This window comes from Methanocella sp. MCL-LM, from assembly GCF_049676595.1.
In the GTDB taxonomy this organism is placed as follows: Archaea; Halobacteriota; Methanocellia; order Methanocellales; family Methanocellaceae; genus Methanocella_A.
This window is the reverse complement of sequence record NZ_CP187259.1, coordinates 1983907-2007115: the sequence shown is the minus strand read 5'-3', so window position 1 is coordinate 2007115 and position 23209 is coordinate 1983907. Positions and strand designations below refer to the sequence as shown.

General features: G+C 46.6%; 26 protein-coding genes. 8 read left to right on the top strand and 18 right to left on the bottom strand.

Annotated features, from left to right (window positions below; translation table 11 throughout):
- Position 1 precedes the first annotated feature (1 nt).
- Positions 2–487: a response regulator gene (locus ACPLPM_RS10400; protein WP_424356716.1), complete on the bottom strand. Its 486-nt coding sequence runs from the start codon at positions 485–487 to the stop codon at positions 2–4.
- A gap of 10 nt (positions 488–497) precedes the next feature.
- The gene (locus ACPLPM_RS10395) at positions 498–1787 is read right to left on the bottom strand and encodes an ATP-binding protein (protein WP_424356715.1); all 1290 of its coding nucleotides are present in this window, start codon (positions 1785–1787) and stop codon (positions 498–500) included.
- A gap of 239 nt (positions 1788–2026) precedes the next feature.
- Here ACPLPM_RS10395 and ACPLPM_RS10390 point away from each other — a divergent pair, with 239 nt between their 5' ends.
- Positions 2027–2179, top strand: a complete 153-nt coding sequence (locus ACPLPM_RS10390; RefSeq protein ID WP_424356714.1) for a hypothetical protein — start codon at positions 2027–2029, stop codon at positions 2177–2179.
- A 130-nt stretch (positions 2180–2309) separates the two neighbouring features.
- Here the strand turns inward: ACPLPM_RS10390 and ACPLPM_RS10385 are convergent, their stop codons facing one another.
- From ACPLPM_RS10385 to ACPLPM_RS10370, 4 genes are all read right to left on the bottom strand, one after another.
- Positions 2310–2480 (bottom strand): ATP-binding protein, encoded by a 171-nt coding sequence (locus ACPLPM_RS10385; protein WP_424356713.1) that lies wholly within the window; start codon positions 2478–2480, stop codon positions 2310–2312.
- A 95-nt stretch (positions 2481–2575) separates the two neighbouring features.
- Positions 2576–3322: an SAM-dependent methyltransferase gene (locus ACPLPM_RS10380; RefSeq protein ID WP_424356712.1), complete on the bottom strand. Its 747-nt coding sequence runs from the start codon at positions 3320–3322 to the stop codon at positions 2576–2578.
- Between the two features lie 236 nt (positions 3323–3558).
- Positions 3559–4335 carry a YkgJ family cysteine cluster protein gene (locus ACPLPM_RS10375; protein WP_424356711.1) on the bottom strand — a complete coding sequence of 259 codons (777 nt, stop codon included), beginning with the start codon at positions 4333–4335 and terminating at the stop codon, positions 3559–3561.
- 160 nt (positions 4336–4495) lie between these two features.
- A complete protein-coding gene (locus tag ACPLPM_RS10370) occupies positions 4496–5095 on the bottom strand; it encodes a TetR/AcrR family transcriptional regulator (protein ID WP_424356710.1) in 600 nt (199 codons plus the stop codon).
- Positions 5096–5232: 137 nt separating this feature from the next.
- Here ACPLPM_RS10370 and ACPLPM_RS10365 point away from each other — a divergent pair, with 137 nt between their 5' ends.
- The 3 genes from ACPLPM_RS10365 (at position 5233) to ACPLPM_RS10355 (ending at position 7005) form a co-directional block, all read left to right on the top strand.
- Positions 5233–5826, top strand: coding sequence for a class I SAM-dependent methyltransferase (locus ACPLPM_RS10365; protein ID WP_424356709.1), 594 nt, complete (start codon positions 5233–5235; stop codon positions 5824–5826).
- A 70-nt stretch (positions 5827–5896) separates the two neighbouring features.
- On the top strand, positions 5897–6085 hold the full coding sequence (locus ACPLPM_RS10360) for a hypothetical protein (RefSeq protein WP_424360053.1): 189 nt from the start codon (positions 5897–5899) through the stop codon (positions 6083–6085).
- Entirely contained in the window at positions 6022–7005 is a 984-nt protein-coding gene (locus tag ACPLPM_RS10355; protein ID WP_424359966.1) for a cation diffusion facilitator family transporter, read from the top strand. The genes ACPLPM_RS10360 and ACPLPM_RS10355 overlap by 64 nt, the downstream gene beginning before the upstream one ends.
- A 76-nt stretch (positions 7006–7081) precedes the next feature.
- Here the strand turns inward: ACPLPM_RS10355 and ACPLPM_RS10350 are convergent, their stop codons facing one another.
- The 4 genes from ACPLPM_RS10350 to ACPLPM_RS10335 form a co-directional block, all read right to left on the bottom strand.
- Complete coding sequence (locus ACPLPM_RS10350) at positions 7082–7555, bottom strand: flavodoxin family protein (RefSeq protein WP_424356708.1); 474 nt, start codon at positions 7553–7555, stop codon at positions 7082–7084.
- Positions 7556–7984: 429 nt separating this feature from the next.
- The gene (locus ACPLPM_RS10345) at positions 7985–8356 is read right to left on the bottom strand and encodes a YkvA family protein (RefSeq protein ID WP_424356707.1); all 372 of its coding nucleotides are present in this window, start codon (positions 8354–8356) and stop codon (positions 7985–7987) included.
- A 643-nt stretch (positions 8357–8999) separates the two neighbouring features.
- Positions 9000–9866 (bottom strand): metallophosphoesterase, encoded by an 867-nt coding sequence (locus tag ACPLPM_RS10340; RefSeq protein ID WP_424356706.1) that lies wholly within the window; start codon positions 9864–9866, stop codon positions 9000–9002.
- 77 nt (positions 9867–9943) lie between these two features.
- Entirely contained in the window at positions 9944–11278 is a 1335-nt protein-coding gene (locus ACPLPM_RS10335) for an ATP-binding protein (protein WP_424356705.1), read from the bottom strand.
- Positions 11279–12203: 925 nt separating this feature from the next.
- On the opposite strand from ACPLPM_RS10335, the gene ACPLPM_RS10330 reads away from it, so the two are divergent.
- Together ACPLPM_RS10330 and ACPLPM_RS10325 are read left to right on the top strand one after the other, a co-directional pair.
- Positions 12204–12713, top strand: a complete 510-nt coding sequence (locus ACPLPM_RS10330) for a hypothetical protein (RefSeq protein WP_424356704.1) — start codon at positions 12204–12206, stop codon at positions 12711–12713.
- Positions 12677–13756, top strand: coding sequence for an HNH endonuclease (locus ACPLPM_RS10325; protein WP_424356703.1), 1080 nt, complete (start codon positions 12677–12679; stop codon positions 13754–13756). Before ACPLPM_RS10330 ends, ACPLPM_RS10325 begins: the two co-directional genes overlap by 37 nt.
- A gap of 151 nt (positions 13757–13907) precedes the next feature.
- Here the strand turns inward: ACPLPM_RS10325 and ACPLPM_RS10320 are convergent, their stop codons facing one another.
- The 3 genes from ACPLPM_RS10320 to ACPLPM_RS10310 form a co-directional block, all read right to left on the bottom strand.
- Positions 13908–15971, bottom strand: a complete 2064-nt coding sequence (locus ACPLPM_RS10320) for a DNA primase family protein (RefSeq protein ID WP_424356702.1) — start codon at positions 15969–15971, stop codon at positions 13908–13910.
- A gap of 263 nt (positions 15972–16234) precedes the next feature.
- Positions 16235–16966, bottom strand: coding sequence for a hypothetical protein (locus ACPLPM_RS10315; RefSeq protein ID WP_424356701.1), 732 nt, complete (start codon positions 16964–16966; stop codon positions 16235–16237).
- Positions 16966–17160, bottom strand: coding sequence for a hypothetical protein (locus tag ACPLPM_RS10310; protein ID WP_424356700.1), 195 nt, complete (start codon positions 17158–17160; stop codon positions 16966–16968). Before ACPLPM_RS10310 ends, ACPLPM_RS10315 begins: the two co-directional genes overlap by 1 nt.
- Positions 17161–17687: 527 nt before the next feature.
- On the opposite strand from ACPLPM_RS10310, the gene ruvC reads away from it, so the two are divergent.
- A complete protein-coding gene (gene ruvC, locus ACPLPM_RS10305) occupies positions 17688–18167 on the top strand; it encodes a crossover junction endodeoxyribonuclease RuvC (RefSeq protein WP_424356699.1) in 480 nt (159 codons plus the stop codon).
- Between the two features lie 206 nt (positions 18168–18373).
- On the opposite strand, the gene ACPLPM_RS10300 is transcribed toward ruvC, so the two are convergent.
- Complete coding sequence (locus ACPLPM_RS10300) at positions 18374–19303, bottom strand: DUF6414 family protein (RefSeq protein WP_424359965.1); 930 nt, start codon at positions 19301–19303, stop codon at positions 18374–18376.
- 316 nt (positions 19304–19619) lie between these two features.
- Positions 19620–19991 (bottom strand): hypothetical protein, encoded by a 372-nt coding sequence (locus ACPLPM_RS10295; protein ID WP_424356698.1) that lies wholly within the window; start codon positions 19989–19991, stop codon positions 19620–19622.
- A gap of 220 nt (positions 19992–20211) precedes the next feature.
- On the opposite strand from ACPLPM_RS10295, the gene ACPLPM_RS10290 reads away from it, so the two are divergent.
- The gene (locus ACPLPM_RS10290) at positions 20212–20808 is read left to right on the top strand and encodes a recombinase family protein (RefSeq protein WP_424356697.1); all 597 of its coding nucleotides are present in this window, start codon (positions 20212–20214) and stop codon (positions 20806–20808) included.
- On the opposite strand, the gene ACPLPM_RS10285 is transcribed toward ACPLPM_RS10290, so the two are convergent.
- From ACPLPM_RS10285 to ACPLPM_RS10275, 3 genes are all read right to left on the bottom strand, one after another.
- Positions 20805–21479 (bottom strand): hypothetical protein, encoded by a 675-nt coding sequence (locus ACPLPM_RS10285; RefSeq protein WP_424356696.1) that lies wholly within the window; start codon positions 21477–21479, stop codon positions 20805–20807. The two genes, ACPLPM_RS10290 and ACPLPM_RS10285, sit on opposite strands and share 4 nt — an antisense overlap.
- Positions 21480–21648: 169 nt before the next feature.
- Entirely contained in the window at positions 21649–22854 is a 1206-nt protein-coding gene (locus tag ACPLPM_RS10280) for a hypothetical protein (protein ID WP_424356695.1), read from the bottom strand.
- Positions 22855–22888: 34 nt separating this feature from the next.
- Positions 22889–23188 carry a hypothetical protein gene (locus tag ACPLPM_RS10275; protein WP_424356694.1) on the bottom strand — a complete coding sequence of 100 codons (300 nt, stop codon included), beginning with the start codon at positions 23186–23188 and terminating at the stop codon, positions 22889–22891.
- Positions 23189–23209: the final 21 nt, after the last annotated feature.

Here is a 23209-nt window from a genome sequence, read left to right as displayed (position 1 = left end):
TCTACGGCCTCCTGAAAACCTGGTTAAACGGGCTACGGTTCAACACGAGCCAGTAAAGGCCTATGTCTTTTACAGCCTTACCGAACTCGTTAAAATCGATCGGCTTAGTCACGTAGCTGTTAGCTCCCAGCTCATATGCTCGAATCAAGTCTTTGTCTTCCCCGGACGATGACAGAATGACGACCGGAATAAATTTTGTACCTTCCCCTTGCCTGAGTTTTTCCAGTACTTCGAGTCCACCCACCTTCGGCAGCTTAAGGTCCAGAAGAATCAGTTCAGGAAGTACGCTTAAATCTCTCCCGGCGTATTTCCCTCTGGCGAAAAGATAGTCCAAGGCTTCCTCACCGTCTTTCAGGTGAATGATCTCGTTTAGAAGGTTGCTCTTCTTCAAAGCCCTTATCGTCAGCATCGCGTCGTCGGGGTTGTCTTCAATCAGTAATATGGGCCTTCCGCGCCAATTTCTCGCCTCCTGCACATTACGCGTCATTCGATCACCTTCATGATAGTGTAAAGTAAAATGTGGCACCTTTTCCGACCTCTCCCTCAGCCCAGATCTGGCCGCCATGCTTGTGTATGATCCTCTGAGCTGTCGCCAGTCCGATACCCGTGCCCGGGAACTCCTCCGTACTGTGCAGCCGCTGGAAGGCCCCGAATAGCTTCCCAGCATAAGCCATATCGAAGCCAGCCCCATTATCACGGACATAGTAGACCGTTTTACCCTCCTTTTCAACACTCCCGAACTCTATGATCGCCTCCGGCTTTTTACTGGTGAACTTCCAGGCATTATCCAGCAAGTTCTGAAGAACCGCACGTAGAAGATCTTGATCAGCGTGGACTAACATTCCCGGCTTGATGGTGATTATTACTTTTCGACCAGGGTCTCTCCTCTTGAGGTCGTCGATGATCGATTCTGCAATAACATTAAGGTTGATTGGTTCTCGCTTCAGCTCCTTACGGGTAACCCGGGACAGGTGGAGCAGGTCGTCGATAAGCCTGCCCATATACTGGCTAGCCGCCCGGATCCGGTTCAGGTAATCCTTACCCGGGGGATCAAGTTTATCCCCGTAGTCTTCCAGGATTGCCTCGCTGAAACCATCTAAAGCCCTCAACGGGGCTCTTAAATCGTGTGAGACAGAGTAGCTGAAAGACTCCAGTTCCCCAATAACAAGATCTAATTTTCTATTAACAGTCTCCAGCTCTGTTGTACGGGCTTCCAGTGCCTCCATCGCAGCCTTGAGCTTACGATTGATATCCTTCACCTCAGTCGCCCTGCGTAACACCTCAGCTTCCATCCGCTGAGTAGCGTTTTCCACTTTCATGCCTGGCTCGGCCTTATTGCCCGATAGTAGCTCAAATCTCTTGATGAAAGCAGTAATATCTTCGACGTGGTGAAGTATGTAAGCGATATCGCCCTCCGGCCCGAATATAGGCGTATTAACCGGGCTCCAGTATTTCAGCTCAAAGCGATCTGGCTGTCCCCGAACAGGGATGTCGTACTTCTGAATTCCCATTATATCTACCGTACGATCACGTAATACCCGGTCCAGAGAAGCCCGAAGGTCGCTTACACTGGTAGTGCCAGCCTCGAGAGGATTGTCCGGGAACACCACGAACAGCCCCCGACCTATAATCTTCTCCCGCTTTGTCCCCGTGACTTCGAGATAGCGGTCGTTGACCGCGACGATGGTGAAGTCAGGGTCGGTACAGAGCACCAGATAAGGGTGAGGGCTTCCCTGGAAAAAACGCCGGAAATCTGGTTCGCAGGGCGTACCGGGGTCAGTTGTCATCAGAAATCACCATAGGTGCAGATCTTGAAATCTCGTAGTTCGTGGCCCAAAAGATGGGATGGCCGAGGATATAACAGTTCGACCGGTAAAGCCGGGTGACATCATCAGAATTTATCTGAGCTAAGACAGGCCTCTTTACCCGTTTCTTGGCAGTTGTACCGGACAAATCTGATGACCTCAAGTATTATAATAAATATTAATATATAATAGGTTGTAAAAATATTTGAGCGTGCATCAAGTTGACCTCGGGAGGCGTTATCACCGACGGGAACCAGAGGCCGGTGCTGAACAAGTACACTGGCGGCAACCTGACCCTGTATGTCAATGAGAATAGAGATATTATCGGGGACTGGTATGGTAACTGGTCGAAGTATAACTGGTCGCTGGTGTAAGAAGAGAAATTGCGATGGCAGGAATAAGCTACTGATATTGACTACGGTCAACCATTATCATTTTGGGTTAGATAATATCTCATATTTTTAAACTTTTCTTAAATAGCCACTGAACAATATTACCTGGTAGTTACCCGTCTAACGCTGGCAGCATGACCACGAACCTGGCGCCCCTGGAGTAGTCGCCGGGTACCCGGTCCTCCACCCAGACTTTACCATGGTAATATTCTATCATCGTTCTCACCAGGTACAGGCCAAAGCCCCTGCGTTCGGTCTTTTCTTCAATCTCCTTCAGGGTCATGAAGTTTTTTTCTTCAGATCATCGGGAGGAGCCTCCGAGTGTATCTCAGCCGCCCCTGCCGTTGGCAATCCGCCGAATATCCCTGCTGCCTCAGATCACCGCGCCATCAGCGCGAACACGCCCCATCCAATGTATTCACGCGTGTACGCGGCATAGCGTTTTGGTTCCGAAGTCAGTTTGGCTCGAACCTCTTTCGCTAAGTCGTCGTCGGGATTCGCTTCGAGCCACCGGCGCATGGTGAGCCACTTGGCCGCCTCGTACCTATCCCAGCCTTCCTGGTCAGCCAGAACCATTTCCACAACGTCGTAGCTGAGGTCGCCGAAAGACGCGAGAAGGTCCGGAAGCAGGAGAAAGTCGGAGATAGAATGGGCATTGCATTCCCTGGCAACGTCTTCCGTCGGCGGTAACTGCCGCCAGTAGGGCTCGCCGATGAGGATGATTCCATCGGAGCGGAGACTCTTCGCCAGCAGCTCGATGGTGCCTGCGACTCCCCCGCCGATCCACGTGGCACCGAGACAGGCTGCCACACCGACCTTTTCGGCGGCGACGTAGCCGGCAGCGTCGCCGTGGATGAACTCGACTCGATCGGCGACCCCGAGTTCTTCAGCGCGTAGTTTCGCCTGCCCGGTGAACAGCTGGCTCATGTCGATGCCGACGCCGGTGATTCCGTAATCGCGTGCCCAGGTGCACAGCATCTCGCCCGAACCGCTGCCGAGGTCGAGCACCCGAGTCCCCGGTTCCAGGCGTAACGCCGCGCCGAGAGTGGCGAGCTTCTCTGGGGTGAACGGGTTATGGATGCGGTGAGCACTTTCGGTAATATTGAAGATACGTGGGATGTCCAATGCAAAAACTCCTTTTACTAAATTGTTAATAACTGGGATATACCGTTTGTGATTAATGTTCCTGCCACGTATCCCAGTGCTCCTGACGGAGAGACTATTGTGGTCCCACAGCCGACCATTGTCGGGGAGACATAGAGGGATGGACTCCGCGGGATCACGCCCTCGCTGGCTTTACCGATAAAGGTCAATATACCGGCTTTAACACAATTTCTGAGTGCCGTAGGTATGTCAGGCGCCTACCCCCGAACACCTTTCGATTGCGGGGCACGTGCGGCGCCCCCAATGCCATAAATAAAAAATAACGTTCGAGCCAGGAGACGAAAAGCAAATGACATGCGAAGCCGGGTAAGGAGATAAAAACTAGTAGTGGTTGCCTGTCTTAAAGCCGGGGTATTTACAATAATGACGCCTTTCTCGTAGGCTTCGTTGAACTGTAAGTCCGTGAAGTTCTGGCGCCGTGATAAAAACTCGTTGGTGAACGCCCGCCACTGTTCAAATATGGCAGCGGCTTCGTAGTCGTGGGGGACTCTCGCGTCGTCGTCCATATCGCACAGTGCACAAGTGCCGAAACGCTTTATTTCTCCGACACGTTGGGCTTCCACATAGGTGAAGGGGTAGCGCCGGCAGATCTCGGAACGGGCATCGTAGACAGAGCACCCGGCATCGCCTTTGTAGAATGGGCAGCCACCCTCCACGTTGATGGCAAAACTCCAAAGGCTGCCCCAGCGTACACGCCTGCAATACCGGGCATAGGTCGTAGAGACCGGCAAGTCCAGGCCGTCGGCTAACTTTTTCAAATCATCGAGAGTAAGGTGAACCCACTGGTACTGCGTACAGCAAGCGCCGCACCGGTTACATTTAAAGTCGTTCAGGTAGTGCCGGTCGTGGCCCATGTGCTCCTTCTCGACCTCGAAGTCCCTCCGGCCCCTGCGCTCCCGTTCCTGATCCCCTCCGGGCGGGTGGGCCTCGAGGACACCATCAAGCCGCTGAGCAGCATGCTTCCTATGCTTCATATTCAACCTGTTGATGGCCATGCGTTAAAGATAATCCCGTGTTTATAGCAGCCCCAGCCTGGACAAGTGACTTAAAAGGTGGCATACTGGCCCGTATATTTTTAGACAAAACAGGCAGATTTTACCATTAATCGATATATGGTAATATAAAATGTCGAAATTATCTGCTCTTACTCTCAATACCGGCGATTTTTGCGAATCCTAGAAGCCATAATCGTTTTGCCTCAGCCGTGTCAAGGCCGTGACCTACGCTGTTGATAAGGCCGTTCGCAAGGGCGGTACAAATTACTGTCAGTTCGTCGTCGTTTAAGATCGTGTGTATCGTTCCCTGCTTTTTGTGTTCCCAGAAGAAGTGTCGCATCAGTACCATGCCCTGGGAATGGAGGTGTGAAGCCCCTTCCCGGAGGGATACATCCCGGGAGATGATGCTATCCATGTCCTTCCCGAGAGCTGCGTACTTGCGGTCGAACTCAAGCAGCTCGTCGAAAAACCGGCCTGCTCCAGTCATCAGATCCCCCGACTCGAAGGACCTAGCGAAGGTCTTCTCGAACTCCGCCATCATTGACTCTGCGACGGAAGCGAGAAAGAGTTCTTCCTTATTTTTGTAGTACCTGTAAATTGCTGGCTTAGTCACGCCTAGCTGGGCAGCTATTTCATCCATCGTTGTTTTTTCAAAACCCTTGGCGAGGAAGATCTCGAATGCTACTAAGATGATTCTCTTCCTGACTTCATCTTTGTAGCCCGGATATAGTTTTGGCATAGATATGAATCTCATTAGTGGTTCATACTTATATTAATTATCGTTACTGTGAGTAACTATAAGAACTAGTAGTAACAACACAGATTTAAAACGGAGCGCAAGGTCACAAAAAAGAACAATGATTGGATGGACACGCGATGAGCAACGAGAACACAACTACGATTCAAGAAAAACAGCCGGGACAGATGGGAGCCTACGCACCATATTACGACCTTATCATGGTATTTCTTAGCTTCGGCAGAGAGAAAAAGCTCCGGCAACTTGAAATTGAGATAAGCCAGATTAAGCCTGGCGACAGGGTTCTAGAAATCGGATGCGGCACCGGGACACTGACTCTGGCCGCGAAAGAACGAGTAGGACCGTCTGGTGAAATGTCAGCTATCGACATTGCCCCCGAGATGGTCGCGAAGGCCCGCCAGAAGGCTATGCGAAAAGGCGCAGACATCTCTATCAAGGAAGGGAGCATCGCAAGCATTCCTTTCCCTGAGAATCACTTCGATGCAGTTATGTGCAGCTTCATGATATTCCACATGCCCGAAGACGTGAGAAGGAAAGGGTTGAAAGAGATATATCGCGTCTTGAAACCTGGCGGCCATTTCATCGCAATAGATACTGAACCGGTAGAAAAGTTGACGCCCGAATTACAAGAAAATGGCTTTACCGGTGTCGAAACAGGAGAGAGAAAGTTCATAGCCATTAAACTTTCCCATATACGCGCGACAGCAGAGTAACTTCGGATATAACCCCAAAACAGGAGTCGCCACATGAGCGCAATAAAAGGTCACGAACACGAGTATGAACATGCTCATGGAATCGAGCACAGTCACGAAGAGCATGACCACGATCACCCGCGTAGCGAACACGAGCATCATGACCATGGTCACAAGCATGATCAAGGCCATGGTCATGACCATGGTGGACATGGAATTATCGGCACTATTGCCGCAATCTTCCACATTGGAGGCCATTCCCACGATCACGGTGAACTAGCTGGAGATAAAGCCCTTAAAGATAATAAGCTGGGAATCCGCACCATCTACTTAGCCGTGGCTTTACTTGGCCTGACGACGATCCTCCAAATAGTAATCTATCTGATGAGCGGTAGCGTAGCTCTGCTGGGCGATACTGTCCATAATCTCGGGGATGCTGTTAACTCCATTCCCCTGCTGTTCGCCTTCTGGCTGGCGAGCAGAGTCGCAAACAAGCGTTACACCTATGGGTACGGACGGGCTGAAGACCTGGCAGGAGTACTTATAGTTCTCTCGATAGGCTTCAGCGCGTTTTATATCTTGTACGAGTCTGTATTGAGGCTCTTTAATCCGGTTCCGCTGGACAACCTGGTATGGGTGGCTGCAGCTGCCATCATAGGATTTGCTGGTAATGAGCTTGCCGCCATCATCCAGATTCGCACAGGCAAGAAGATCGGTTCGGATGCCATGATAGCAAACGGCCTTCACGCCCGGACCGATGGCCTTACTTCTCTCGCGGTATTAGTCGCAGCTATCGGAGCCTTCCTGGGCTATCCGATAGTAGATGCAATAATTGGCATTCTCATGGGCATCGTTATCCTGTTCATCACGAAAGACGCTGCGAAGTCTATGTGGTACAGGCTAATGGACGCCGTCGACCCGATTATCGTCCAGAGGGCAGAGGCCATTATCACGGAGCATTCCGACGTCAAGAGTGTTCAGCGCCTACAGATGAGATGGATCGGCCACCGCTTACAAGCTGAGGCGGTAATTGCGATAGATTCTGAACTGAACACTACTCAATGCAATGAGATTTCGGAGCATATCAGCCACCACCTATACCACGACATACCTAATCTGGCCGAAACCACGATAGCAGTCGTGCCATGGAACCCAGACGGCAAAATGTTCCGCTGCGAAACGACGCATCACAAGGTTTAACGGCAAACGTCACGGGAAATAGCCAGGGCCGGCCCAGTAGGGATAACTGGCAATTTTTTTATCTAAGCAGTACTATTCATGCATTAACTTCAGCTGCAAACTTTTTCAACATATCCGCATGGTTTCCATTCTTTAAAGCAGACATCGGAACAGTAAGTGTCGCCTTCGGTTTTTTGCCCGCGACCGCTTCCATCTCTGCAAAAGCCTTTTCCGAGCCTCCCCGGACGCCCTGGGTGCAGAAGAACGCTACGCTCTTGAATTTAGCCCTATTCTCCGCGAGATAGGTTCTGACAGGCGTCGACACGTTAGCATTCCAGTTGGGAGTACCCACCAGAACGAGATCATACGCAGACGGGTCCTTCATAATCGGCTGAAGCTTCGTCAGCTTTCTCTGGCTCGCATCGCCGGCAGCCGATAGAAATCCTAGTGGTCCCGCCCTGTTCACTGTGTCTATAAGTTCTTCAACGTCACCTGGCAATACCCTGGCAAGCTCTTCGCCCACCTTCCTGGTGTTGCCAGTTCTCGAATAATAGACTACAAGCGCATGCATACTAGTTCAACATTCAGTATAGACAATAAAACTATCTACGTCAAAGGCTGAACCGCTGGAAGACCGGCTGCCCGGCATCATCTCCTTAATAATACTTCGTCGTACTCTCAGCCAGGCATCCATGTTCCCAATCCTCCTCCATCGGAAGGCGATATAGGTTCCAGACGCCATTTGAATTCAATCCCCTAAGTAGCTCCTGGCAATCATACTATGAAAGGTAAGCGGCAGGATAGGGCCGATATTCACGGTTTATCAAGTTTACGTGACCGGTAGCGGCCTGATAAAGAGTGGTCATGCCCCGGATTTAAGCCAGGCATTATCTTTGGGGGAAAGATAGTTCACCAGTCCGGCCTCCGTACATGATCCCCCTTTTATCTCCTTACATTTCATTCGCCCAAGCACAGGTAGCGTTTGGTAATACAAGGCTAATTACGAGAAGGGCGACACGATGTCTGCCCCATCCCCGAAGATTTCTTTAACTCTGACTTTGGCTTTCGATTTAGAATCATCATCCATATGCATCATCACCGATGAAAAAATACCCATTAGCAACGCTGCATCATCGCCGTATCCGATCCCGACGAGGAAATCAGGAATGGCTTCTATTGGTGCAATAAAATATCCCAGTCCGCCGAGGATTAACAGTTTTACTGGCACTGGTGTGCTATCTTTTGTGGCTATATACCATAACAAGAGAGCGTGATAGACAATGCTTGCACCTACAACCTTGCTGTATTTATTTATTTTATACCAAAGTCTGGATTCTGAATAGTTTTGCTCGTAAACTTGTATGCCTTCCATTTTTAACCAGTAGAGGTTTTGTATACAGTATACAATTATAGCCTTTCTTATTAAAACATCGATTATTAACTATTGTAACATTAAATTAAGCGCTATCTTAAGAATGGCCTGTCAGAGTTATAGAGCGGTTAGAGAATATCCTGATAGCTAGTAACGTCTTTATGTAGGAACGCCTTACGTATGAAAATCGTTGTTAACTATCAATGTCAGGCGTGTCTCCTTTAACCTCCTTACCTCCTTAAACCTCCCTTTTTAAAGCCCTCCTTAAACCTCCCCGTACCTCCTTAAACCTACCCCCATTCCTCCAGCGCCTCCTTAATCCTCTGCATTCTGCCAGTTCAAGTGACCCTGAAAAGTTTGAGGATTAAGGAGGCGCTGGAGGTTTAAGGAGGCAGGTTTAAGGAGGTACATGGAGGTCAGGGAGGAGTTTAAAAAAGGAGGTTTAGGAGGTACAGAGGTTTAAGGAGGCGGTAAGCGAATTATGATCATTTGGGGATACTGATCATGCCTGCTTATATCAGCTGTATACCCTATCGCTGAAACTGTAATTTTCATCGTTTATGCCCAACCCCACCGCTCATCAAAGATTATGTAAAATATAGACCCGTATTTAGAAGGACTATAAAAAAGATGAGACAGCGGCTTAGCTATGAGCCGGCCGCTGCCGATCGAAACTTAGCAGGTAAATAGTACGGCGGCCTGCCTTTTCCACTAAAACCCCAAAGTAAGACCGGTCCGCCCAGCCCCTGGGCAGATAGCCTTCAGGGCCGCCGATGCCGAGCCGGACAAGGTAATTGGCATCTTCCGCGACCTCGAGCTGCTTTTCCCGGATTCGCCTGCCTTGCAGATCAATAACCTGCTCAGGGAGCTTATCCAGAATATTTTCTATGACACCGTTCCGCTGCCTGTAGACGACTTCCCGGTGGTCGTGGCCGCAGACGACAACGAACCCACCTCTCTTAAACACATCTTTGACAGCTGCGAATGCCTCCTCAGGCAGATAGTGATATCCATCGGGGGCCATGTAACTGCTGCCGGTCTCAGAGATGCGCTGCCAGGACTGGGCATAGTGCCAGGCCGTCTCGAAATCAGCCTCTCTGGAGGAGATCAGCGAGGCCGGGTCAAGAGGCCCTCCGTGCGCCGCATAGAGCAGCCTGGGCAGGTCTACGTAAGTCCGGGGCATGCCTTCGAAAAAGGCCCCGCAGGTTCCAGAAGCCTTGTAGTCCTGGTGGGAGGCCAGACTTTTTGCATCGGGCGTGCTGATCTTTCGACCAAGCAGGAACGCCTCCTCGTGGTTACCGATAATCGACACGACATTGTCGAGCTCCTGCAGCCGTTCGACAACCTCCCGGGGATGGTGCCCCCGCTCCAGAAGGTCTCCCAGGTTGAGGATCTTTTCCACCGGACCGTAGCGCTTTGAAAAGGCATCGCTGCCGGCGATCTCCAGGATGTCGTTCAAGGCCAGTATGTCCGCGTGTAGGTCTGATAATAGAAGGATTGATCCTGCCATCGTAGCCCTAATAGAAAGTCATAGATTAAAACTATTTTCTCTGGAGAGAGATGCCAGGTGTAAAGCTATCAAGCAGGCTATTCTTCTATTGCAGGCAGCATTACCACGAACCTGGCTCCCTTCGTGTGGTCACCTGGCACCCGGTCCTCGATCCATACTTTACCGTGGAAGTCCTCGACCAGCGTTTTGATCAGGAATAAGCCTAAGCCTTTTCCGCTCACCTTGGTCTGGCCCCGCTCAAACCTGCCGAACAGCCTGCCTTTAAGCTCATCCGGGATGCCGGGGCCGTTATCCTCGACTGTGACCAGGCAGTACGTTTTTTCGCCCTCTTTCCTCAACCCCATTCCCACGTTAATGATCAGGGGTAAGCCAGGATCGGAGTGTTTGACAGAATTGCCGATGAGGTTAGAAAACACATCCCATATCAGATCGTTCGCGAGGACCTTGCATGGCTGTGTCGGACTGAAATTGATGGTGATATCCCGGCCGGGTATGTGGGAATAGTGGCCCATCACCTCCCGGAGAACCTCCGAGAGGTTAAAAATCCGGGACGAGAGGCCGTGCTCCCCCGCTTTCCGGAGCTTGCCGACGTGATCGATCAACCTGGAGATGCTATCGAGAGCGCTCATTGACTTATCCAGCATGCTCCGCGCTTCACTCTTCAGCTCAAACGACTCGATGGTTAAATCTATGAAGCTCATGGCTACCTGGTTCAGGTTGTTGATGTCGTGTCCCATAAGGTCGATGTAGACGTCAGCCTGGTTTTTGGAGGCTTCCAATGCGTTTCTGGCGGCCTCGAGCTTCTGCGCGTTAGTCGTCACCTCAATGTTGCACTTTTCCATCTCTTCCAGGGCAGTCTTGAGTCTCCGGTTGGCCTCCTTCACCTCGACCGCCCTCCGGAGTATCTCCGCCTCAATGCGCTCGGGCCGGGCTTCCACTTTCTTGACACGCTTGCCCTTTTCCTTGCTGTATTGCTCCTGCAGCTGGATGAAGTCGGTGACGTCCTCGACGTGATGGAGGATGTGAGTCACCTTCCCGTCCGGCCCGAAGATGGGTGTGTTGACCGGGCTCCAGTACCTCACCTCGAACTGGCCGGTCTCATCGCGGAGTGGTATGTCGTACTTCTGGACACCCATGACATCCGGGATACGGTCTCGCAGGACACGCTCCAGGGATGTCCTCAAGTCATCCGTGCCCATAACGGTGCGATCGTACGGGTTCTCGGGAAAAGCGGCAAACATGGCCCGCCCGATAAGGTCCTGGCGCTTTGTGCGGGTGATCTCCAGATAACTATCATTCACGTCCACAATCGTGAAATCAGGATCCGTGCAGAGAACCAGGTATGGGTGGGGACTCTGGTTAAAAACCCGCTGAACATCTGGACTGCAAGACCTAACAGTAACAGGGGCCATACGACTTCGATTATCATCTATATATTTTTATAAATTATAGATATCCAAATAAAAAGTCAACCTTTATAAAGTTGCAAGCGGTCGCTATTAACTGTTAACGCTGGTGCGGGGGACGAGATTTGAACTCGCGAATCCCTTCGGAACAGGACCCTCAATCCTGCTCAAGGAAGGAATATGGGCTACACAACAACGTAGACCTTTTTTTCAATATTATGATGCTATTGGGGACAGGTGTTTTGTCCTGTACCTATAAAAATAAAGGGATAACTTGTAATATAAATTTTGCTATTAGTGTTACTACCAGAGTGGCCTGCTGTCGAGCAGAGAGAAAAACAGCTCCCGAGGTAGTGACGAATCAAAAAGGATTTGTCATGATTCATCACTGATGAGTTCCTCTGGGCATCGGTTATATTGCATGTTATACTGATTTTTAGTTCTAAATGGTGCGGGTGGTGCGGGGTGGTGCGGCCTACCCCCGTACCACTTTGATAGCATTGACGTTAGTCTATTTTACTTCTAAATTTCTAGTGGTGCGGAGTAATCTAGAAAACTTCTTATTGGAAAATCGTACATGTACCATTTTCCAAATGTATAATGCGAAAAACAAGAGTTAACCCGCACCACTTGAGCAATCGCCTAATGTAACTGTTAAAAAGTGGTGCGGGTGGGTCGCATCAAGTTCCAGTGGAAATATAGGTAGTGAAACAAAGTCAGTGTTTTACGGATAAAATACTGTAATCTTTACTGTAAAAAAATCATTTAGATGCTGAATATAACATACAATACCTCGGAAGCTAATGGACAACCTAAACAAAGAGAATGACGGCCTAAAAGCATTCTGGGCAAAAGAATTCACCAAGCGAGGTGTAAGGCACCCCCATATAGCCATAAACGTCTATGTTCCGCATTCCAGAATCAAAGAGCAATGGATAAAAGCTACAAGGGCCAAAGCTACATCGTCCATATTGAGGATACCCAAGAAGTCCGAAATGCAGCTGCTTATATGATGAAATATATGACAAAACAGCTATGTGGAGGTGACAACTTTAAAAGGAACGAAAGACGCTTTGGTTTCAGTGGGGGGAAAAGACCTAAACAAAAAGATTGGGAAGGAAAAGCCAAAGGCGAAATTGAAGTCGAAATAGACCCACATTTTAACCAGAATTCGAGATATTGGCTTGACTATTACAACAAAAATCAAATCGCCTATGGCCCAGCTTATATCGATTTTATCAATTTTGCTACTTGTAGCATCATAGCAAAACATAAAATACGCTTAGCAAGAGCAGAACTATGCTATGATGATTTACCTATTTTTTTATTCATATATCTATGCTCATATGTAGTAAGCTTAATATCACTAATCCTATTATATCTGATAGATTGCTGGGTTAAGAGATGGATGATTTTTCGTATGGTACAAGAAGTGCATTAACGCCGTCGATGGTTAGGAAGATAAAAGAAGCAGTGGGCCATAAATGTGAGAAATGCGGCTCTATCTGCGACATAGAAGTTTTGGAAGTACATCATATTGAACCGGTAAGAGATGCTGATGGACGATATGACTATAATTCTTCCAGTAACTTGATAGTTCTTTGTGCGAATTGTCACAAATTAGCTGGTAGTAATAAAATCCCTAAGATACAGCTATCCGATATTACCTATAAACGCCCAGAGTACCTCAGAGGCCTATTGGAAAAAATTTTAGCAGACAGGAGAATTGTCACATCTGATACTAAAACGTCAATGAGTTCCTATGGCTATCCCAGGGTAACTTCTTCGCCTTCTTCATCAAGTGTTAGTTCTAGAAAAACTTCGTCAGGTAGCTACTCACCTAGTAGCGGATATGGTGGTATGGGGTTTGCTGGAACCGCTTTAGGTGGGATAGTAATTATCGGATTACTATTGGGTATGTTTTATCTAGCATTTGGGGGGCTTGTATCAAATTGGATTACCCCCATGGTGATTAACTTTATTAATCCAAATTCTACCGCATTATCTCTAACAAATATAGTACTATGGTTAATAATTACGTTTATAAAAGGAAGTATACTAATAGTTTGCTCCCTGTTTATAGGATACTTATTGATATTCATTCTTAAGAAATTGCTACAAACGAAGGCTGAAGAAATAAACGATGGTATAATCTCAAACCAATTGGATGGGTCAGTCAAAACTCTTACGAATGTTGAAAAATTTATTTACTTTTTTAGGTCATGGAATGTTGATAATCTAAAAAAGGCTTCATTATTAATTGCGGTATTATGCTGTATAGGATTCATCTTCTTGTTACCAGATAATACCCTAAATAGCATCAGTATCATAGTAACAAATGGCCTATCGGCATTTATTTTCAATAGTATTATGGCGGTAATTAATTTTATCGTAACGGTGGTTGTATTTGTCCTTACTATCGTAATAATCGCTGGTGTTGCCTTATTCATGTTTGCATTAGCGAAGGAAAGGTCGCAATATTAGCCGATACAAAAATGTAAGTCGGCCCGAAGTTTTGATAGCTTCGGACCGCTTTAGCCTCGTGCAGGGACCCAGTGGCAGCAAAACTGAAAGCTGATTAATAGATATTTGATAGCTTTGAACTGATTTGTTATGCGATTGAGTGCCGTATTGACTACGGTACTCTCCAGAACCCGGCGACAGGTTCGAAAACCTTGCCCTGATTCCTCAACCGGTTGTGTAATCTCTCGAACGTCTCGCCATTGATGCCGAGGTCGTCTGCTGCATGTTGTTTAAACTCATCGTATGGTACTCCATTATCGTCTGAGGCCAATCTCATCAGTAGTGTTTTAAGTTGATTGTCGAGGACCTCTCCGCAGCTCTCACCAGAGGGTAATGGCGAGGAAGGTTCAGGCTCAGAACCTCTGAGCCTGATACCCATCCAGACGCGTTTACCGTGCAACCCGGAGGAGTCCCGTCGAGCGTATTTCGTGTATTGAACGTTGTACCCGTGCCTCTGTGCATAACGTTCCAGCATGCCCCTGAAATTATCGGCGAGAGGGATGTACTGGTCACGATACCCCTCCACTTTGAGATAAGTCTTATAAGCCTCGTAGAGGTCAACCGTTGCGGTCACTGCCTTCGGGTTAATCTCGACTGCATCCTGCACGAACGAGTCGAGCATCCCGAGCCCGTCGAGATAGCGAGTAACACCTGCCATGACTGCCTCTGGAGGATGCCGAATCAGGTTCTCGGCGTAGTAGTCCCGAAGAGCATCGAGCAGAACGTTTAGGATACCGCTCGCCTCTGCTGCCAGTTTATCGAAAACCGAATTATCGATGGGGTATTCGCCCTCGGCCCGAGGTTCTCTCACGAACCTCGCAGTATAGTCGACTATCCTGAGACGGTCAATCATGGCTGTGTCATCAGCGGCAATGGTGGGAATATGGTTGCTCTGGACGATTAGTTTAAATTTCGGCATGAATGTCACCATCCTCTTCATGAACGGAGCCCTCGTCGTGATGTTGTCCATGCCAGAGATACGTTTCAGGAGCTGCACGTCGAACCGTCCGCCTCTGGTCGGCTCGCTGCTGAATGCGAGACGAACGCCGATGAGCTGCATGAGGTCGGCTCGTATTTCACCCCTGCCACCATCACGGGTCTCGAACGTCGATGGGTCGACCTCAGCAACATAGCCGTTTTTGTCACTCCGACCGAGGACGTTGATAATGCAGCTCTTGATAGTCGACCGCCCACTGTACCCGTGCTCGCTGTTGTGGATGAACACGGCCTTGTCATCGACCCTGCCGGTGAGCCCGAGCCCGAAGCTCTGGAGCACGAATCGGATGAGGCTCTGGTCGCCTCGGTAAACCTCGTTGAGCATATCCCGGAACACTGGAGCGGTCTCCCATGGCCTGAACTCAACCGGTGCCATCCGCATCAGTAGGTACTCTGGGTTATGAGGCTCCCACTCGAATGTGTCGAGGTGCAGGATGCCGTTTTTGACCTTGAGGAGGTCTATATCCTCATCCCGGTCGAAGTCGGCGATAGTGATACGGCGGACATTAGGCAACGTCCGGTATGCCTTGAGGATGCTCACCCTCTGGCCGTAGTTGTCAAATTTGTATAGAGCCTTGCGTACTGGGTCGTCTGTGTCGAGTTCCTGTGCTGCGGCCTTTAGGCGGTCTAGAACCTCGCTGACCAGCCGGATAGCGACATCATGAGTAATGTGATGCTCCCATACGCCGTTCTGCTCATCATACACAAAGTACGACGAGGTGTTAGTCTCGTCGACGGCGAGGATATGGCCGTAATGGTAGTAAACCTCTTCCGCCACCTTGTTATCATTGTAGTAATCGTCAAGTTCAATGCGACGAATACTACGGATGCTCGGAACAGAGTTCCTATGGAGCCCAGTAATTGTAACCCCATAATCAGATTTTGCATTGTGTATTCGGTGAAGGTGCTCAAAGAGTTCTCTGTTGAGACGATACTGCCAGTCTGATGTCGCTGCTCTGCGAACCTCTGGTTTTTCCGTGTAACCACTCCTGATGAGGTCGGCGACCGGGATAGTGAGGTTAACCGGAAGCCCGGCCTTTACGAGCTGGTCAATCTCAGCGGTCCGCTCCTCGGTCATCCACTCGGGGCGGACGTATGGCCCCACGTATACGGGTTCAATGGGCGCGACAGATGCAGAGCCACATGCAAAATCGGCGAGACTCATATCGCTGATGTTCATACAGTACCCTCCGCGAACATCGGACAGTCGGTGATTTCGACCAGCAGAACAGCGTAATTGCCATCATCGTTCCTGCACAGGTCGCAATAAATTTTATCGTTCGATTCGAGAACTGGGTGACTGTGCCCGCAATTAGAGCAGCACTCCTCAAGCCCAGCAATAGGTTTATAATCCGTAAACTCATTGATAGTCATGTTAACCCACCTCGGGTAACGCTGCCGGCCATTGCTTATCACCACAACAGCAACGTCCGGCCCTTTCCTTTACTCGTTCTGTTCGCCGCGCTCCGTATTCGCTGCCTTTTCTGCACTATGTTTCTTCATAGCTTCGTTATACTGGCACTCCCAGACGTGCTGTTTAACTGGGCTAGTCTCTTGGTTCTTGTTATTCGCAAGGTTAATGAATAACTCGATACAGGCGGGATTACGCTTATTACATGTGGCGCACCCGAGCCGTTCGCTCCAGTCGACTATTTTCTCAACCCCCTCGACCTTTTCATCTCTGATTTCTGTCAGATACTCGACAATATCTCCGTAAACATATACCTCGACTGCATCCGCATACTCCTTGGCGTCGTCCGCCATTTGCTGAATCTCATCGTCGGTCGTCTCCGGGGTTATCTCATTATGGGCGTCACACATGAAATCGGCGACGTCACAGGGGGTTTTTATTGCATCCCTCGTTGTGTATGCCTCGACGATGCCCGCATCCATGAATTCGAAACCGAGGAGGACATAGGCATAATCGTCGTTGTCCTCCAGATGTTCGGTGTATCCGAGTTTCTCACATGCCGCGCGTGCCTCCTCCATGGTTTCGTACTCGCCGCATGCCACCTCTGCGATGCCGGAGGTTGTGCCGAGCCAGCCCATAGTCCGCGGCTCATGGTGGCTATTCGTCAGACCTGGCTCTATCTGGATGTACATGATGCCCTCGCAATCTCGGATGTTTTCGATTGTTTTCCACCCCTCGAAGTACCGTCTGATAGGGTAGTACATCACTGGTCACCCCTGTTCAGAGGCATGCCGAGTTTACGAGCAATCTCACGACCGCTGTGGAATCCACCGGACTCCGAAAGGTTGAGTAGATATTCAAGCGCCTCGGTGTGTGTTCCGAAATTGTACCTTTGTTCGAATTCGACGAACCGCTCACGAGCAGGAGCCTCAATCGTTAGGTTTGCATACGATTTCATTCAATCACCACATAGGTAGTTGTGTAGAGAGCCCTTGTATTTCTGGGTATATAAGTATTTCTATCCTACCAATTAATACCTTTTACGTATTCCGATTTTAATTTGATAGTATATAAGTAACAGAAAGGTTTATATAATGATGACAGGTTTACAATTTAGCCGTTAAATCGCTTAGCGCCAATAAGGTTAATTAGTAAGATATATATACAGTAAAGATTCACAAAATAGGTAAGTGGAAAATACAAAAGCACTTACAAAACATAGTGGATAGGTCAGGACCACCTCAGTTGTATCGGTCCCGACTCCACCCAGTAGCATTCCCGACCCCACACCCATCAACCATATACGCCTTATGAGTATATAAAATTTTATTCTTACACACTGTCTGCGCTCTTTGAAATATTAAAATATCGGCAACGGTAACGATTGCCACTATATAGTATAACGTATAACATAATTTCGCTGTACGCTGAGGCTGCATCAAACCTGCATCTGTTATAATATACCATTTAGCAGCATAGTATTATATGCCAAAACGGATTCTTGCCATTGACCCCGGCCTCGCGACCATGGGATACGCAATAGTCGAGGAATGGACTGTTCTCGATGTCGGCGTCATCAAAACAACGCCGGACAAACCTCTCGCCGAGCGTCTTCAAACAATATATTTCTCACTTCAGCGGATTATCGTTCACGGAGAACCCGACGAGATGGCCATCGAGGAACTGTTCAGCAGTCGTAACGTGTCAACTGTCGTTCAGGTCGCTCAGGCCAGAGGGGTCGCCCTGCTCGTAGCTGCTTATAATGGGCTCCCGGTCTACGAGTATACCCCTAACAAGGTCAAATTGGCGATTACTGGCCGGGGTAATGCAAATAAAACAGAGGTAGGGCTCGCCGTTCGCCATCGGTTCGGCCTGATGAGCGTGCCGAAGCCCGACGACGCGGCCGATGCTTGTGCGATAGCGTGGTGTCACCTTCAATCCCAATTGGTTAGGATAGTACAATAAAAACCAAATAACTCATGAGTCACAGTCACATTTTATAATTTTTCTACTTGTGACCCCATCATGAAACAAAAGTTGTAGTTTGTCAAAATTGGTTATAGATTTCATGCAGGCTTAAGTCACGGCATAATCTTATACAGGTAAGGCATTTTAATAATTTTATACTGGACCCATGGTAAAACCTGTTAAAAAAAGAAAAACTACCTTAATCAACCACGGTATATTGCAATAGGTGTTATAGATATTTCTGGATATGTAGCTGATTGACTTGAAATCGCTGATATCGACCTCAACACATCAAATGTGTCATTAAATGCAATTTCAACACTATTTCCCGTAGTAAATCTAATAGGTTCATGTTCAATTTTTGGTGGAATAGATGCTATTTGAGCGAATATGTTCCACTCTGTAACAGGAGCTGTACCATACTTGTAAATTATGTTATCAATATTATCGCGTAAGTTGTTTGAGTCCAAGATTCCAGTAAATCGGAATTCTGGATATTCTTCATATGGTACAATTTTAATTATGGTCCTATCCCTGAAAAATAATTCATTTGTAATATTTAGACCTTTTATCAAAGAGTCTTCAAGGAATCGCCCATTTTTCTCGATATTATCGGTTATTTCCTTTAGTTTCTTTTTTGATACTTTATGGCCTTCTGTTTCGGCTTTTTCTTTTAATTTTTGGATTTCTGACGAAGCTTGAAATGATTTTATAAACTCGTTAGTATGATTTAGCTGAAGCATTAATTTTTTGTAGTCATTAATAATAACTTTACCTCGTAATAATACAAAGGATGTATCGCTTAGTTCTCCATCAAATGTTCTTTCTTTTAATTTTTGAACGTTAATATCATGTGGAATCCTAATGAGCATTTTTTCGTTAAATAACGACTCTTCTACTTTGTTGTAAAGGTAGTCATGTAAATATTTGGTACTGCTTGAATTATTTTGGGATGCGGACTCACCACTAATTTTACTGCTTAAAAATAGTAGATTTCCTTTTGTATCCCCAGTTACTTTCTCTACTTGACCTTTTGTTTCTATTATTGAGTCTATAACTCCCTTTTCAGTTTGGGCAATTATAGATTTTAGTTTTTCAATATCCATGTAGATAAAGTCACGTAGATTAAGCATACCAAATGACACCTTATATGCCAACAGATTATATCATAGATAGTTCTTTTGTAAGCGGATTGAAAGTAGTACTGTAATACAATTGATAATATATTAAAAGGTATTAATGAATTTGAGATTTAACATGGCAGCTTGTGCAATTCCCTTAATTATAGCTAAAATGATATATAGACCATTGGGATGGTACAGTCCCAGCATAGGTACGTATTGGCAGCATTTTCGGGTGTTATTGTAGGACTTTCATCATCTTGAATACTAATTGTAATTTCTCTCATAATACCGCAACAGGGACAAGCAATAATAAAAATTATATTTTTCAAGCTATTCCCTCTTCAGGTGTTTGTGAAAGCCGGTAAACCCAAACATCGATGAAACCCTGCTCTTGCAGGCATTTTTTAGCCTTGTAGCGTATGATTTTCCCATCGTGCTTAAGCTGGTGTACAGCCCCGTATATCTCGATTTTTTCGAATCGGTTCTGTTTTCGAGCGATTATACCGAGGAGGGTCTTCATAGTGGCCCCGGCCAGTCTTGTTGCAAGAGCTTCTATAACAAGTTTTTTAATTGTCTCATTGGAGCTGTGACGAGCCCCAATACTGCGTTTTAATCTCAGCAGCTCATCATCAGTGAGTTGTCCTGTTTTTGTAGTCTTCTCCTGTTCGGAGAGCGTTTCAATTGTAATTGATTGCATACCAGCCCATTTTGTACAGACATATAAATAATTTGCCGAATTAGGTTATGTGGTATGTTAAACTTTCCTTGTTAGGTAAGATATATAAATACAATCGGCTCATATGACACCTGTCAATTAAGCCACAGGGTATGTTGAGCCATTGACTCCCAGAAAGTTGAGAATTTCGCCGGGTAAACCTGGCTCAACATACCCCACTGGCCCAAAATAGGTGGATACCATGAGGGTTGTTGTATACAGACGTGTTAGTACAGACATGCAGACGGTCGAGAGTCAAAACGTGACACTCAAACGGTATATTGAACAGAATAAATGCGAAGTAACAAGAGAGTACATCGACGAGTCCAAATCTGGAGATAGCAAGAGTCGGGCTCAGTACAATGAAATGCTCACCCACATATACGATGATGATTATGACGCCATCTTGTGTTTCGACGACGACCGGCTGAACAGGGACATCAATAGCGGTCTCGACCTGCTCTTGAAATGCAAGGAAGCTAAGAAACTGGTTATCATGGCGAGCACCGGGCAGGTCTTTGACTATAACAATGATACCGATATGTTAATGGGTATGATTAAAACATGGGTTTCATCGAACGAAAAGGCAAAGCTGCGTCTCCGAGTTAAGGCGGGTGTGGAGCGAGCAAGAGCTGAACGTGGCGGAACGTGGGGGGCCGAGAAGAAGACCATCTCGTTGAAGAGATACGACGAATATAAGCTGATGGGACTCAGCGACAGAAAAATAGCGAAACTGATGAATGTCAGCCGTAATACTCTTGCTGCACGACTGAAAGAACGTGAACAAAAAGAAGTTTAAAGATGGATATTCCATGCAGTCGCGAGGATACTTAGGTAACCGACGATTGTTAGGCCATTTTTTGTAAGGATTTTAACATTTTCTGACAGCTCTGCAAGAATCTTACTTTCTTTGAGAGCCAGCTCTAAAAGGCTTTTATCTGGCGTCAATTTTGATGCTTCTTTCTCGATGAAATCTATATTCGTACTTAGTTTATGTTTGTTATACGAATTGAGATTAAGCTGGTCTATCAGTTCTCGAATAAACTTGATGTTTTCGGTTAATTGCATATTCATGGCATTAATCTGGATATTACCATTGCCATATTGTTGATTATAGGAGGGCCCATAGTTGTTGACATTATTCACAACGACGGGAGTTTTATCAGTTCCCCCTGATGATTGATTTTGAGGGGTACGTGGGATATTTCTGGCAATCGCCCAATCGAAAACAATTTTCTTTGAAAACACATCGGTAATTTGACCCAACTTTATCGCTTGGTATATCGCATCTTTACAGTCCTTACGAGTAACCTCTTTGTTACCCATGATGCCGAATCTGCCTGATAGTAGCAAATTATCGAACAGACTATGTCTTTCGCAAAAGTTTATTAATAATTCTATTGGAGCATTCTCGATAATACAATCGATTTCCGCATGGTCTTTTTCACTTAACCAATCCATATCGTTCATCAGCCGTTAATCGAAATATAACAAGCGTTTGCTTATATATGCATTATTGATTTGTGATAGATTATAGTCTTTGCGATTATATGGCGGATACTCACTATATAAGGATAATTTCAAAATTCGGGACTACTATAAGATAGAATCTAAACAACAAAAAATGGTGGAACGAAGATTATACGAAATATTTCGATTTATAATCTCTTGCAAACGTTTTTTTAATATGCTTATCTCTGGCAGTTATATCGTCCCAATAGACATCCACATTAAATTCCCGTGCTACGATATTATCGTTCTCAAAGACGATATAGTTAAAATCTCGATGGGCAGGAATCTCAATGGCATCATCGTTTGGGCTAATCCATTCTCTTTCTCCCCGATAGTCTGACGGGGGCTTGCCCTCTATTAATAAACGTACGTTTGTAGCGTCGACATCCCCATCATTATAAATTATAATATAAGTATTATGACAACCATGTGACTCGTTGGGACTGGGCTTGAGGTCAACAATTATTTTTGCACACTTTGGGCTAATGGATTTATTCGGTTCATTACTTTTAGCAAGTAGCGATTTATCCCGGTTCCTATCAGGTAATGCGTTACCTTTTAATGCGAATTCAACGTCTTCAATAGCAGCTTTTATCGAATGAAGAGATACCATGAAATCATTTCTGTTAAGAGCGATTTCTTTCTTAACTTGTTCTTTTGGATGAATGAGATTCCGATAATCTCGTACAACTTCAGCAAAGGCTCGTCTATCCCTCTTAATCCATCCTTCAGCAGTCGCAACATTAATTAAATCATTGAGGTTCCATTTCCCTATGTCCCTATCTTTCGGTGCACCTTTTGATAATTGTGCAGTTGTTTGATTATTATTAGCCATCGCATAAAGGACTCCCTCAAGGATACTACCTAACATAACAGAAGCTGCCATGTATGCCTCGATATTTGCACAACGGATTGCCTCATCCCAACGTTCTGACAAAATTTTATTGTACTTCTCGTCTAATGTTATTTTTGAGAAATCGGGCATTGCTTCTGCGATGGCTATATTTTTAGGTTGGATAGTTGAGGTATTAAGGGAAAGGGCTTTAGATAAAATTTCTTTTACTCTTTTTGAACCAATGGGTGTAATGCCAATATAGGGGCCGTCACTTGGATGCGATGCTGACCCACGTTCTACATACCCTTCTCCAATGAGATATTCAAGTATCTCATTAGCAAGTGGCTTATCTATTCCTGCCGATAGTGCGACAGTGAAAAGTGGAATTTGAGACTGTTTTGAATTAAATAATTTGTGTAGCTGTAATAGGAACTTATCACTTTCTCGTTCTACAAATTTAATATGTTCGAGTTGTTTAGCCATAGCCTCTTTATCCATTAACCATCAACCTTCTACCCTAATAATAAGACAGTTATCTATAAGTCTTTGTACTGTCTGACCCGTATGACTTGTACGCATCGAATCCGTAGTTGCGATTCAGCAGTACCTCGAAATCGAGAACTTCTGTTCGTATCCTCAAGCCAGATATCTTTCCATCTTTCTCCTGAACGTCGATGAGTTCAGCGGTACTGTTAGCGATGGGTTCGCCTCTGTACTTTGTTACAGAGTACGAGAGAACTTTTCCCGACCCGAGTATGAACGAGTGAACTACCTCATCAGAAATCTTCAGGTGTATCTTACCACCATATTCTAAAAAGGAACATTCGAGCATGGTAGATAACTATGGGTTAAC